At 57.5% G+C, this 13,531-nt stretch carries 10 protein-coding genes; 6 read left to right on the forward strand and 4 right to left on the reverse strand.

Translation table 11 applies throughout. The features are described from left to right. A partial coding sequence (locus tag ACRX4W_RS04625) for a hypothetical protein (RefSeq protein ID WP_432299409.1) occupies positions 1-364 on the reverse strand: 364 nt, incomplete at its 3' end. Positions 365-532: 168 nt separating this feature from the next. Here ACRX4W_RS04625 and ACRX4W_RS04630 point away from each other — a divergent pair. The 4 genes from ACRX4W_RS04630 to ACRX4W_RS04645 all read left to right on the forward strand — a co-directional run bounded on the left by ACRX4W_RS04630 (position 533) and on the right by ACRX4W_RS04645 (position 3,832). After that, positions 533-1,021 (forward strand): hypothetical protein, encoded by a 489-nt coding sequence (locus ACRX4W_RS04630; protein WP_432299411.1) that lies wholly within the window; start codon positions 533-535, stop codon positions 1,019-1,021. Continuing rightward, entirely contained in the window at positions 1,021-1,695 is a 675-nt protein-coding gene (locus tag ACRX4W_RS04635) for a hypothetical protein (protein WP_117840154.1), read from the forward strand. Before ACRX4W_RS04630 ends, ACRX4W_RS04635 begins: the two co-directional genes overlap by 1 nt. Beyond that, the gene (locus tag ACRX4W_RS04640) at positions 1,695-2,354 is read left to right on the forward strand and encodes a TIR domain-containing protein (protein ID WP_117774097.1); all 660 of its coding nucleotides are present in this window, start codon (positions 1,695-1,697) and stop codon (positions 2,352-2,354) included. Before ACRX4W_RS04635 ends, ACRX4W_RS04640 begins: the two co-directional genes overlap by 1 nt. Before the next feature lie 77 nt (positions 2,355-2,431). Continuing rightward, positions 2,432-3,832 (forward strand): hypothetical protein, encoded by a 1,401-nt coding sequence (locus tag ACRX4W_RS04645; RefSeq protein ID WP_432299413.1) that lies wholly within the window; start codon positions 2,432-2,434, stop codon positions 3,830-3,832. Between the two features lie 127 nt (positions 3,833-3,959). Here the strand turns inward: ACRX4W_RS04645 and ACRX4W_RS04650 are convergent, their stop codons facing one another. Together ACRX4W_RS04650 and ACRX4W_RS04655 are read right to left on the reverse strand one after the other, a co-directional pair. Then, on the reverse strand, positions 3,960-5,201 hold the full coding sequence (locus ACRX4W_RS04650) for a Fic family protein (protein WP_117774095.1): 1,242 nt from the start codon (positions 5,199-5,201) through the stop codon (positions 3,960-3,962). Positions 5,202-5,621: 420 nt separating this feature from the next. Further along, complete coding sequence (locus tag ACRX4W_RS04655; protein WP_117840157.1) at positions 5,622-7,184, reverse strand: cation:proton antiporter domain-containing protein; 1,563 nt, start codon at positions 7,182-7,184, stop codon at positions 5,622-5,624. A gap of 184 nt (positions 7,185-7,368) precedes the next feature. On the opposite strand from ACRX4W_RS04655, the gene ACRX4W_RS04660 reads away from it, so the two are divergent. Both ACRX4W_RS04660 and ACRX4W_RS04665 read left to right on the forward strand, forming a co-directional pair. Next, positions 7,369-11,115: a phosphoribosylformylglycinamidine synthase gene (locus tag ACRX4W_RS04660; RefSeq protein WP_117840158.1), complete on the forward strand. Its 3,747-nt coding sequence runs from the start codon at positions 7,369-7,371 to the stop codon at positions 11,113-11,115. 99 nt (positions 11,116-11,214) lie between these two features. Further along, complete coding sequence (locus ACRX4W_RS04665; protein ID WP_117840159.1) at positions 11,215-12,150, forward strand: DMT family transporter; 936 nt, start codon at positions 11,215-11,217, stop codon at positions 12,148-12,150. Positions 12,151-12,248: 98 nt separating this feature from the next. On the opposite strand, the gene ACRX4W_RS04670 is transcribed toward ACRX4W_RS04665, so the two are convergent. After that, complete coding sequence (locus ACRX4W_RS04670; protein ID WP_117774092.1) at positions 12,249-13,391, reverse strand: GGDEF domain-containing protein; 1,143 nt, start codon at positions 13,389-13,391, stop codon at positions 12,249-12,251. Between the last annotated feature and the right edge of the window lie 140 nt (positions 13,392-13,531).

The raw sequence follows: 13,531 nt of genomic DNA on the forward strand, positions 1-13,531 counted from the left end.
ATCTCTCGCCGAGCTCGCACTTGCTCCTGTTCGAGATCGAAGCCGGGTCCCACCCTTCCGCTTTTAGGTCGGCCAACACCGCCCTGAGCAGCAGGTTCTCTATCTGGTCCTCGTTGAGCCCGGCGAGCGGGCCGGTCGCCGGCGGGGCGTAGATCGACTTGTCGGGGCCCAAGCTGGCCTCCTTCCGTGGCGGTTTCCTCGCCCCGATTCTACAGCGCGCCCCGGTGTAGCTGTGCGGGAGGTGCCCCGTCGCCCACTTCTTGGCCGCGCCCACCGAGACCCCCGCGAACTTCGCGGCGGCGGTCGGCCCCATGCCGTCCTCCGTCGCCAGGAGGAAGAGCTCGACCTTCTCCCTGCTGTACATGCGAACCTCCAGTCCGGACCGCCCCGCGGTCCAACTTTCTGTCCGCACCCCCTTACCGAACAAAAACTCTCCATTTTCGAACTTGATGCACACCTTGAAGAGTTATCCGACTCGCTTAAGAACAAGCTGCTTCCCGACTTTGCCGCATACGGCCTCTCATTAACGCAAATGCTGGTCACCGCCATCGTCAAACCCGAAGGTGATCCGGTATACGAGAAGTTTAAGGACCTCCATTTCAAGCAATATGCCGACGTACGCGAAGCACAGATAAAACAACAGGTCAGCATTATCGAACAAGAAACTGCGGCGCAGCGCACCGTAATCTCCGCAAAAGCGCGCGCAGAAAAACGGCAAATCGAAGGCTATACCTATCAACAGGAACGCAGCTTCGATGTTGCCGAAAAGATGGCCCAAAACGAAGCGACTGGCGAATACGCAAACATGGGAATTGGTCTGGGCGTAATGGCCGGTGTCGGCGGGACCATGGGGTCAGTTATGACCGATGCACTCTCACAAGCCACCGGCACGTCCGCGACGCAGCCCATCCCTGCGGATACCAATTCGCAGCAAAGTGCTGCAAAGTTCTGTTCCGAATGTGGATATCGCTTCTCTGGAACCGAGAAGTTCTGTCCCGAGTGCGGAGCACGGAGGTCATAATGAAGAACACACAGGCATATATTGCAGCAATCCCCGTAGCCCTCTTCATAGCTATCGAAAGCGTGACAATACTTTTATTTGGACCCTCAACCACTTTTTGGATTGAGAGCGCATTCTCTTTGGTCATGCTCGCCCTGGTGGTTTCAACCTTGTTATTTGGACCCCAAAAGAATCTTAAGATATTTGGTATCTCAAAGATACTTGTTATTGGCGTATCGTTTGCAGTCCAATTGTTGCTAGGCATACTAGGGTCCGCGTTAAAAACAGAGGCGCTTCCAGCAATTCCAATTCTCAGTTTTCTGCTAGCAAGCGCTGCGACAGCCACGCTCTTCGCAACAGGCGCTTCCGAATCTCACGCATCTACCATTGAAAACCAAATTTCAAGCAAATCGCAATCCATGCAGAACCTTGAACTTCAGCTAAGACTGCTTCTAGATGAATCACCTTCAGAGTTGCGCGCATCAATGACCAGCTTCTTGGAAACTTCAAGCCTTGCCGACCCCGCCAGTTGTGAAGCAAGCGCTCAAGTTGAAGACGAAATATCGAGCGCACTTCGTGATCTATCGCAATCAATCGAATCAAACGATATCGAAGGCGCGAACTCGAAAATATTGCGCATGACTTCATTGATAAGGCAAAGAGCAGCACTGGTTAAAGCAAGCAAGGACAGCTAATGATCGATAAGGATAAATTAATCTCGCTTCTTATTTCAAAAGAAATTCCAGTAAAAACGACCCGGAGATACAAAACTATTGGCTATCGAATAAAGCTCGAGAGTGGAACAGCCGTATATGTCTACGACAGCGGCGGCTTCTTTTGTCAAGGAAATAACGCTGATCAGGTCCGAAAAGCCATCGAAGATGAAATCATTGATGAACCAAACAACAAAGTTTTCGTTGTTTACGGCCACGATAAAACCGCACGAAACCAACTCCAACGTCTTCTCGAAGAGTTAAATCTCGAGCCTATTTTTCTCGATAATCAGCCTATAGGGGGCCGAACAGTAATCGAACAACTAATGGAATACATCCCTTGCGCTAATTTCGGGATAGTACTTATGACCCCGGACGACATAGGCTATCCAAAGAATAAACAGGATCGACCGCAGCCAAGAGCTCGCCAGAACGTAGTTTTGGAGCTTGGGATGCTACTGATGAAATTCGGCAGGTCTAGGACCGCGATCCTTCTCAAAGAAGCCGACCCACCAATAGAAAAACCGTCCGATATAAACGGCATCTTATATCTCCCTTACAAGGAAGACGTTTTTGAGATAAAGCAGAAACTAATACGGGAAATGAACAGCAAGGGGTATGAAATGGAGCAATCGAAATGAAAGCGCTACAATGCGAGCTCTGCGGTAGCACAGAGATTATCAAGGATGGAGACTTTTTCGTCTGTCAAAGCTGTGGAATGAAATATACGCTTGAAACCGCAAAGAAAATGATGGTCGAAGGTGTTGTCCAAGTCGAAGGCACAGTGAAAACAGACCGCACTGAAGATGTCGATCGATATCTCGCCTTGGCCAGAACCGCTCAAAAAGCCGGTAACAACGCTGATGCTGAGAAATATGCCTCCATGGCCCTCGAGATTGATCTTAAGAACGCCGAGGCATGGTCAATAAAGGCAAAAGCGATAGACTGGCAGCTCACGTTTGACAACGATCGCTTGTCGGAATCAAATGCAGCATGCATTAATATGCTAAAGCTGCTAAATCGAGCCCCATCAGATTTTGATGAGATAAACACCGCGCTAAACATAGCGATAGGTTTCATTGAGCATTTGCGAGCTATCGCAAACTCTGAGATAGACTATTTCTGCCAGGAACTTGCAAATCTACCGAATGCGAAGAATCTAGAGTTAATTCAATCGGGGCTCATTCGTCACCTACAGTCGCGTGAACTCCAATGGAAAAATATAGAGGCCGTGTGCGAATTACAAACGGCTGCCGTAAAGAGGCTCAGCAAAGAGCAGGGGGAGAGTGCCAAGATACCCGAGAATATCGAAGATCTCCTCGGCGCCCTTACCGAAGACCTTTCCGGTCTTGCAGCGCGCAACATTTCATCAATGTATTACAATGCTGCAATCACGATCCTAAAGTCTGCGGTCAATGGCTGCTCCACATGGTCGGAACGGTGGAACAAGGTCCGTGTATTTGATTACTACGCGACAGATGATTTCGACTATGACAACGAAAAAGAAGCTTTTGATCTATGCATAGATGCGTACGATAGTTGCATAAAAGCGACTCGCTTAGCTATCGACCTCTTTGACAATAAAGTCACTAAACAAGGTACTGCCACAGACGAGATGCTCTTAAGATGCTGGGGCATATTGTGCAGTCTCGAGGAGCTATGTATCAAAGTTCGAACAAATCGCCGATACTACGGATACTACGGACACTCCAGCGAACAAATAACAAACGACGGCTTTTTCCTTAGCGATGAGGCAAAGCAGCTTCGGAGAGAACAGTTAGAAAAGGACATGGCAAAGCGTGACGAATACGACCCCGAGAAGAAGAAGGAACGTGAGCGCGCTGAAAAAGAAGCAGAGCTCCAAGCCAAATATTGGTTAGATAATCCTGTTAAAAAGTCGCAAAAACAAGCGCTCGAAGATGAATTTGACCGTTTGGGGAACGAACTTCGAGAGCTTAAGAGCAGACGTTCTTTCTTCAGTCCATTCGAATTCAAAGCGAAACGAGAATGTGACACAAAAATAGAACAGGCCCGCGCGCGCAGGCGGGAAATCAAAGACTCTTTGAAGGCCTTAGACGATGAACTCATGGCGTACGTGTCGAACGAAATTGAATCATAGCTTTCACCGCTTGCCGCAACAGTCCATTGGCGACCTCAAAGGCGCCTCAATGGGATAAGAGCGATTTCACACCATGGAGGAATGGCGGGCAAACGCTCGGAGTGTTCATTTGTCTGATAACCGATGTTCACTCTAGCCCGAGCAGATTAAGTCCCGCCACCGTCATCTTGCACACGAGCGGCCTTGCGGACACCTTTTCTAAATATCCGGCAGCGATTAGGCTCGACAATGACCTACTCGCTGTCGGCTTTGTCACATCGAGATAGCCCGACACACCATCAAGCGTAGATTCACCAAAGGCACCGAAGATATGCATCTGTGCCGCATAAAACAGAATATCTTTTGCCCTTTCGGTAAACGTATCGTCGAGTTCATCGATCGCCCGCTTGAGATCATCGAGTTGTACGCGCTTTTCGGCCAAATCGCTCAGAACGGCATCTTGCGCTTGCTCGACCAAATCAAGCATCATTGCAACAAACGGAGTAGCCTCGCTACCGTTAAGGGGCCTCTCCACCACGTCAAACGCCTTGTAATATGCGGTTTTATTCTCAGCAATCGTCCTAGAGAGCGACAACACCGTAGGCTGCGACAACGTCTCGTTCAGGCTCAACGCGAGAAGATACCTCCCCGTTCTCCCGTTACCGTCATAGAAGGGGTGAATATACTCAAAGAGAAAATGGCAGATTGAGGCTGCATAGAGGCTTGGGACATCTTCGCGATTGCCCAACTCTATCATCTTGCCAAGGAGGTCAATGATTTCGGGCTCCGAGGAAACACCCTGATGGAGAATCTTGCCCCGACTGTTCTCAATCACAACGGGACCCAAACGGAACATCTTGCCATCCGGACGGTCCTTCGGGTCAAGCACGCCCTTAGTGACGGCATCGAAAATCTCGCGAATATCCTCGGGTTTGCCGGGACGACTTGAACCATCCACCAGCTGAAGGTAGAGGCGAGCGAATTCAATAAAAGGAGTGTGCTCCTTTTCGGCGGCACCGCAAAGTTCGGCCGCAGCATCCTCCGCAGACTCCAGCGCCGCTTCAATCTGGCGCCGCGTGCTGTGCACACCCTCCATCTCGTTGCTGAAAACAACCTCCTCAAGCACCAGCGAACGAATCGAGGCCCCCAAAGCCACATAAGGCAAGCTGTTCCACAGGTTGGAAATCTTTCGCTCTTTTCTGAGGATCCGCTCGCTAGCAACGGACAGGTTCAAAGGAACACAAGCGAACAGTTCACCATGCTCAAGGTGAATTCCAGTCCGCACCGTGCCGTCGGCAGTAAGGCGCTCGCGCAGCAGCTCGTCATGGCAAGCATAACGATCGGAGCTTGGATCTGCATAAAAGAGTTTTTCGAGCGTCTTGTACGCCATCGCTTCATCGCTCCTTTGAAATCAAATAGCTTAATCGTCTTTCATTATTTCGAATATATCCGATATTTGCAATTAAGACTCAAGAAATGCATTGTCTAATTTCAGAATTTGAAGTATTGGGAATTAAGGGTTCTTTTTTACATAGCGAGCTAATTTCAAACCTCAGCAGAGCCTTATGCAAGAAGGCACGCTGTCTGCATCAACCGCAGGCAGCGCACCTCCTTCTATTCGAAAAGGAAACTGCGTCCCATAATTCCGGCTCAGAATGGGATGCGCTTTCCCTAACGAGCCTCTCGCGGAAACTGCATCCCACTCTGAGCGCCCATTCCGGGACACAGCTTCCCAACGGCCCCCGTTTCGGAAACCACATCCCGTTCCGAGCCTTCAAAGCGGGACGCGGCTTCCCCGAGAAAGTATCGACTACTTACCGTCGTCGTCTTCGGCTTCTTCGCGCGCATAGAGCTCCAGCATGCGGCGGCGGTATTCGCGCACAGCGAGCTTGGCGCGCTCTAGGCGGCGACGCTCACGCGGGGTGAGCTCGGACGGATCTATCTCGTCGCCATAGGTCTTATCGGCAAGAAGATGCGCCGCGTCCACGATGCGGGCATCGATGTGGCCGCTCGCCGCCTCGGCGGAAAGACGCTCGGCAATCGTATCGAGCGTAGGCAGGCCCTCGAATACGCGACCATGGCCATGCGAGGTCAGCAGCTCGTGCTCTCGTGCGAGCAGACTCGCCAAATCGTGATGGGCACGCAGGATATCGAGTGCCTCGGCAGGATGCTCGGCAACCTCTGCCACGGCGGCGACCGGCGCGGCATCGACCACGCGGTAGAAGAGCTGCGCGAGCAGCGGCATCAAGAACACCGTGATGGCACCGGCGGCAACCATGACCGACGCAATATCTTGCGACAGCGCGCCCGCGTTGACGGCCACGCTCGTCACGGCAACGATGATCGGCAGCGCCGTGGTGCAGTACAGGGCCACGGTAATGCGACCATACGCCGACACATCGCGCGTCGCAGGACAAATGCTCATAGAAATAAGAATGGGTACGGCACGAATAATCAACAACGCCACGATAAAGCCCACGAGCAGCCCGGGGCGCGACACCACGGCCGTCAGATCGATCTTTGCGCCCGACACGGTAAAGAACACCGGGATCAAAAAGCCGTAGGCCAGGCCGTCGAGCTTGGTCTCAAGCGTATGGTTGCCCTCGGGGATGATATAGCGCAGGACGAAGCCGGCGGCAAAAGCGCCCAACACGATATCGAGGCTAAAGATGGCCGAGAACGCCACGAGCGTGACCAAAATAAGCACCGTCAGGCGCACGAAGGTCTGCGACGTGGTATCGGCGCGCTCCTCGACAAACGCAAAGAAGCGGCTGCCGACGCGTTTGGAGCGGCTGGGGACCACGGCAAGCAGCACGCACACCACGGCGAACAGGCCCAAGATCAGCAGCGTCTCGATACCCGTGCGGGCAGACAGCAGTACCGACATGGCGAGCACGGGGCCGAGCTCGCCCCACGTACCATAGGCGAGAATCGAATCACCGACGCGCGTTCCGGCAAGCAACCGCTCGCGCAAGATGGGCATGAGCGCTCCAAGCGCCGTCGAGGTCAAGGCGAGCGTCACGGCGATACCGTCGAAATGGCTGACCGAGAACCACGGGGTAAAGCGCACGGCAAGCCAGGCGATACAAAATGTGACAACCCACGTGGCCATACCGTAGCGCCCCTCGACGCCCGTGATGTTCTTTGGGTCGATCTCAAAGCCGGCAAGCAGGAACAAAAATGCCAGACCGAGCTCTGACACAAGCGAGACCTCGGCATCCACATGGATGACGCCAAGCATATGAGGTCCCAACACCGCGCCGAACACGAGCAAAAAGACCGTTTCGGGAACGGGTTTTCCAGGAATCGCCGAAGCGATGAAGGGGCTTGCAAAGGCCACGAGTGCGATGATGGCGAGCGAAACGAATGCCATGTGATGCCTTTCTCTTGTTTGCGCTTCACTGTAGCACCCTCGCCGTCCTCTACGCGCCGCGAGCTGTCGTATCATAGTGAGGTTTACAAACATGTGGCTCAAGGCGACCGCAGGGCAGGCCCCGCAAACCGACCGCTGCCGCATACCGTACCGTACGCCCAACCGATCAGGAAGGCAGGAACCAATGGTCTCTCGTATCTACGTGGAGAAGAAACCCGGGTTCGACGTCGAGGCTCAGCAGCTCAAGGGCGAGCTGACCGAGATTCTCGGCATCAAGGGCATCGAGGCCCTGAGGATCATCAACCGCTACGACGTCGAGGGCATCGACGAGGAGCTTTTCCGCTCCTGCGTGCCGACCGTCTTTAGCGAGCCCCAGGTCGATGTGACCTACGACGAGCTCCCCGCAAGCGACGGCGCCGTCTTTGCCGTCGAATTCCTGCCTGGCCAGTTTGACCAGCGTGCCGACTCCGCCAGCGAGTGCGTGCAGCTCATCAGCCAGGGCGAGCGCCCCGCCGTGCGCTCCGCCAAGGTCTATATGATCTCGGGCGCCCTGGACGAAGCCGCCATCGAGGCCATCAAGCACTACGTGGTGAACCCCGTCGAGGCGCGCATCGCCTCGCTCGACCTGCCCGAGACGCTGTACATGGAGACCCCCGAGCCTCAGCCCGTCGAAGTGCTCGACGGCTTCCGCGAGCTCGATGAGGCCGGCCTTGCCGCCTTTATTTCCGAGCGCGGTCTTGCCATGGACGAGGCGGACATCGCCTTCTGCCAGCAGTACTTCCGCGATGAGAATCGCGACCCCACCATCACCGAGATCCGCGTGATCGACACGTACTGGTCCGACCATTGCCGCCACACCACCTTCGGCACCGTCCTGGATGACGTGACGATCGACGACGCCGTGGTGCAGCAGGCCTTCGACCGCTACATGGAGATGCGCCACGAGCTCGGTCGCGACGCCAAGCCCGTCTGCCTCATGGACATGGGCACCATCGGCGCCAAGTACCTTAAGAAGACCGGCGTCATGACTGATGTCGATGAGTCCGAGGAGATCAACGCCTGCACCGTCAAGGTGAAGGTCGATGTCGATGGCGAGGACCAGGACTGGCTGTTCCTCTTTAAGAACGAGACCCACAACCACCCGACCGAGATCGAGCCCTTCGGCGGTGCCGCCACCTGCGTGGGCGGCGCTATCCGCGACCCGCTCTCGGGCCGCAGCTATGTCTATCAGGCCATGCGCGTCACCGGCGCCGGCGACCCCACGGTCCCCGTCTCCGAGACGCTCGAGGGCAAGCTTCCGCAGCGCAAGCTCGTGACCACCGCCGCCGCCGGCTACTCCAGCTACGGCAACCAGATCGGCCTTGCCACCGGTCAGGTCAACGAGCTCTATCACCCCGGCTACGTGGCCAAGCGCATGGAGGTCGGCGCCGTCGTGGGCGCTACCCCGGCAAACCACGTGCGTCGCGAGTGCCCCGCCCCCACCGACAAGATCATCCTTTTGGGTGGCCGCACCGGCCGTGACGGCATCGGCGGCGCCACTGGCTCCTCCAAGACCCAGAACACCGAGTCCATCGAGACCTCGGGTGCCGAGGTCCAGAAGGGCAACGCCCCGGTCGAGCGCAAGCTGCAGCGTCTGTTCCGCCGCGGCGACGCCTGCCGCCTGATCAAGCGCTGCAACGACTTTGGCGCCGGCGGCGTCTCGGTCGCCGTGGGCGAGCTTGCCGACGGCCTGTATGTCGACCTGGACACCGTGACCAAGAAGTACGACGGCCTGGACGGCACCGAGCTCGCCATTTCCGAGTCCCAGGAGCGCATGGCCTGCGCCGTCGCCGACGGTGACGTCGAGGAGTTCATGGGCTACGCCGCCGAGGAGAACCTCGAGGCGACCGTTATCGCCGAGGTTACCGCCGAGCCGCGCATGCGCATGGCCTGGAACGGTGTCGCCATCGTCGACCTGTCCCGTGAGTTCCTCAACTCCAACGGCGCGCCCAAGCACCAGGTCGCCCACGTCTGTGCCCGCAGCGTGTGGCAGCCCAGCTGGGCCGGCGCCACGCTTGCCGAGCGCATGACCTCGCTTGTCACTGACCTCAACGTCGCCTCCAACAAGGGCCTTTCCGAGCGCTTCGACTCCACCATCGGTGCCGCGACCGTGCTCATGCCCTTTGGCGGCAAGACGCAGCTCACTCCGAGCTCTGCCATGGTCGCCAAGTTCCCCGTGGACGGCGAGACCACCACGGCAAGCGCCATGGCATGGGGCTTCAACCCCTACCTGATGGAGGCCGACCAGTTTGCCGGCGCCTACCTATCCGTGGTCGAGTCCATCGCCAAGCTCGTGGCCGCCGGCTTTGAGCACAAGCGCGCCTACCTCTCCTTCCAGGAGTACTTCGAGCGCCTGCGTACCGAGGCCGAGCGTTGGGGCAAGCCCATGGCAGCCGTCCTGGGCGCCCTTATGGCCCAGGTCGACCTGGGTGCCGGCGCCATCGGCGGCAAGGACTCCATGAGCGGCTCTTTTGAGGACGAAGCCGGCGAGCTCAACGTTCCTCCGACCCTGATCAGCTTCGCTGTCGCCGTGGGCAAGGCGGCCCGCGCCGTCTCGCCCGAGTTCAAGGGCCTCACGCACCGCGTCGTCCGCATCACCCCCGCCACCTATGGCGAGGACTACCGCCCCGACGCCCAGCAGCTGCTCGCCGCGTTTGACGCCGTCGAGGCGCTCACCGCCACCGGTGACGCCCTGGCCGTCTCTACGCCCGGCTACGGCTGCGGCGCCGAGAGCCTCTTTAAGATGTGTGTCGGCAACCAGATCGGCATCGAACTTGCCGAGGACGTGGACGTGGAGAGCCTCTTCACCCCGCTCTACGGCAGCTTTATCGTCGAGCTCGCCGAGGACGCCGAGCTGCCCGAGGTCGCCGACGGCGTTGTCGTGGAGCCCCTGGGTACCACCGTCGAGGGCTATGTCATCGACACCGGCTCCGAGGTCATCGAGCTCTCCGAGCTCCAGGAGGCCTGGGAGAGCGGCATCGAGGGCGTCTTCGCCTACCGCAGCGCCGGCGAGACCCCCGAGGTCGAGACCATCGACTTCCGCGCCAAGGACATCCACGTGTACGGCGGCGCCAAAATCGCCCGCCCGCGCGTGGTTATCCCCGTGTTCCCCGGCAACAACTGCGAGTACGATAGCGCCCGTGCCTTCCGCGCAGCCGGTGCCGAGGCCGACACCTTCGTGATCAACAACCTCACGCCCGAGGCCGTCGCCGAGAGCACCCACGAGCTTGCCCGCCGCATCCGTGCAAGCCAGATTGTCATGATCCCCGGCGGCTTCTCGGGCGGTGACGAGCCCGACGGCTCCGCCAAGTTCATCACGGCGTTCTTCCGCGCTCCCGAGGTCACCGAGGCAGTCCGCGACCTGCTCAAGGCCCGTGACGGCCTGATGCTGGGCATCTGCAACGGCTTCCAGGCCCTGATCAAGCTCGGCCTGGTGCCCTACGGTGACATCGTCGACGCCACGCCGGATGCACCCACGCTGACGTTCAACACCATCGGTCGCCATCAGAGCCGCCTGGTGCGCACCCGCATCTCGTCCAACCTGTCCCCGTGGCTGTCGCAGTGCAGCCTCGACGACCCCTACACCGTCGCCATCAGCCACGGCGAGGGCCGCTTTGTCGCCAACGACGAGGTGCTCGCCCAGCTGATCGCCAACGGCCAGGTCGCCACGCAGTACGTGGGCGAGGACGGCAAGCCGAGCATGGACCTTTCCGTCAACCCCAACGGCTCCGCACTCGCCATCGAGGGCATCACGAGCCCCGACGGCCGCGTCTTGGGCAAGATGGGTCATGCCGAGCGCCGCGGCGACAACCTGTACCGCAACGTGCCCGAGCATGTCCCCGGCGATAAGTTCATGCCGATCTTTGAGAGCGGCGTGGCCTACTTCGCTTAAAGCTATCCCATCGGGTACAATCCCCTCGGGTAACAACACCCGCCACCGGCACGCCCGGTGGCGGGTTCTTTTTTGCTTCGCGCATACAGGAAGGACATCATGGAAAGCCGCAAGCCGTATCTCGCCACCCTGCCCGGGCTCATCCTGGGCTGCCTCGTCTGCTGCGCGCTCTGGGGGTCGGCTTTTCCCTGCATCAAGATCGGCTACGGCCTCTTTGGCATTCCCGCGCACGACAGCGCCTCGCAGCTGCTCTTCGCGGGTCTGCGCTTCACCCTTGCCGGCATGCTGGTCATTGTCGGCATGAGCGTGGCCCAGCGCCGCCCGCTCGTTCCGCAAGCGCGCGATATCAAGTCTATCCTCACGTTGTCGCTCTTCCAGACTATCGGGCAGTACTTCTTTTTCTACCTGGGACTCTCGCGCGCCAGCGCCATGTCGAGCTCCATCATCGAGGCCAGCGCCAACTTCTTGGCCATCCTCTTTGCCGCCCTGGCGTTTCACACCGAAAAGCTCGATGCGGCCAAGGTGCTCGGCTGCGTACTGGGCTTTGCCGGCGTCGCGCTCGTCAACCTTTCGGGCGCGGACGGTACCTTTGGCTTTACGCTCGACGGCGAGGGCTTTATCCTGGCCTCCACCGTCGCGGGTGCCCTTTCGACCTGCCTGATCGGCATCTTCTCGCGCGAGCACGACGGCGTCTTGCTTGCCGGGTGGCAGTTCTTGGTCGGCGGCCTGGTCCTCACCGCCATCGGCTTTTTGATGGGCGGCACGCTCTCCCCCACAGCGATTGCCCCCGCCATCGCGCTCATCATCTACATGGCGCTTATCTCCGCGGTCGCGTACTCGCTGTGGTCGCGCCTGCTTGCCGTCAACCCCGTAAGCCGCGTTTCGGTCTTTGGCTTTATGAACCCAGTCTTTGGCGTGCTGCTGAGCGCGCTGCTGCTCGGCGAGGGCGCTGGCACGAGCCCCGTTACCGTCATCGTTGCCCTGCTGTTGGTCTGCGGCGGCATCATCATCGTCAACAAACCCAAAAAGGCCTAGCGAGCTCACTTTTTTGAGAGGTTGTTCGCACACTTTAGCTTATTGGAGTACATCGGTGAGCTGAGGGCCGCCACGCACGCAAGCGTGCGCCCCTTTTTCTAGCGTATCTGAACGCCGGCTTTCTTTTTCTCGGCCTTGACGCGGTAGAGCTCCGCATCGGCAGCGCGAAGTAAGTCTTGCCAGGTATCAACACTATCGCCGACCCGCGCGTAACCAATGGACATCCGCAATGCATACGGCACCTCGGCACGAGCGAGCTCGTCGTTAATCGCCGAACACAGGTCCATGATGTCCTGCTCCGCCGCTGCCTTTTGAAGCACCACGAACTCATCGCCGCCATAACGTGCGATAAAGCCACCAGACGCTGAGCAGACCTCTTTGAGCGTAGCAGATACGACCTGGAGGGCATGGTCGCCCTCCACATGTCCATAGCGATCGTTAATCTGCTTAAAGCCGTCAGCGTCCATCATGAGCAGATACACATCTTCGGCCTGATCCATATTCGAGAAGAGCGACAGCATATAGGTCTCAAAGCGGTTGCGATTGTTGAGACCGGTCAACGGGTCGGTCGAGATCATCTGCTCCTGGCAAACAATGTAGAGCTGCAACATACTTAACATGATGCCGACACTAAGGCAAGGACCCGAATAAAAGACCTGAAAGACACCAGCTACCAGGGCCGGAATGGCGAAAAATGCCAAGGTTTGATAGATGGCCTTCTTTTGTAGGCTCTCGACCTTGCAAGATTGTATAAACGCATGCAGGGACGTATATATAACGTAGCAGTAGCTGACGATGGGCTGGATCATATAGACAAAACCACGACGATACGCGCCCTGCGCATCGATATAGAACAGGGCATGCGTCCAGTAGCTCGAAAACGCCAGTACGACTACCAGCGCCGCAGGCAGCGTTACAAGCGCCACTCTAGAGCGCGCGGTCAAAAGGCGAGAACCCTGCACCGTCTCGGAATAGATAAACCAAATAAGGCACGCGGCGGCAAAGAGCGAAAACGAAACCGCGTTGGAAATCCAGTTGGCAGCAATGCCCAGCGTGCCGCCCACACCGTCCGAAAGCGTCCAGATTATATCGAATAACATGTACGCGGCAGAGGTGTAGCCGAGCGTACTAAACAATAACTGCTGGGTACTCGAGAACAAGGAGTGGCGACTTCGCGCGGCAAGCCCGATAAGAACAATCATGCATAGCAGGAATATCTCGATCTTGAGTGCCTTAACCACTAGACGCCATCCCTTCAATATCCAAGTGGTCAGAATCGCCCGATTCGTGCCTGGGCAATAAACACCCCTACTCCGCAGGGGTATAGGGAATAATAGCAGAGCGCCCGAACGTCACTGCAAGACAGCTCTCGTTCGGGCGC

The sequence above is a fragment of the Collinsella aerofaciens genome, assembly GCF_964283865.1.
Classification (GTDB): domain Bacteria; phylum Actinomycetota; class Coriobacteriia; order Coriobacteriales; family Coriobacteriaceae; genus Collinsella.

Bases quoted from the DNA above. Each gene is read 5' to 3' on its own strand.
- ACRX4W_RS04630 (WP_432299411.1), top strand. From the start codon at position 533: ATGCTGGTCACCGCCATCGTCAAACCCGAAGGTGATCCGGTATACGAG.
- ACRX4W_RS04635 (WP_117840154.1), top strand. From the start codon at position 1,021: ATGAAGAACACACAGGCATATATTGCAGCAATCCCCGTAGCCCTCTTC.
- ACRX4W_RS04640 (WP_117774097.1), top strand. From the start codon at position 1,695: ATGATCGATAAGGATAAATTAATCTCGCTTCTTATTTCAAAAGAAATT.
- ACRX4W_RS04645 (WP_432299413.1), top strand. From the start codon at position 2,432: ATGAAATATACGCTTGAAACCGCAAAGAAAATGATGGTCGAAGGTGTT.
- ACRX4W_RS04650 (WP_117774095.1), bottom strand. From the start codon at position 5,201: ATGGCGTACAAGACGCTCGAAAAACTCTTTTATGCAGATCCAAGCTCC.
- ACRX4W_RS04655 (WP_117840157.1), bottom strand. From the start codon at position 7,184: ATGGCATTCGTTTCGCTCGCCATCATCGCACTCGTGGCCTTTGCAAGC.
- ACRX4W_RS04660 (WP_117840158.1), top strand. From the start codon at position 7,369: ATGGTCTCTCGTATCTACGTGGAGAAGAAACCCGGGTTCGACGTCGAG.
- ACRX4W_RS04665 (WP_117840159.1), top strand. From the start codon at position 11,215: ATGGAAAGCCGCAAGCCGTATCTCGCCACCCTGCCCGGGCTCATCCTG.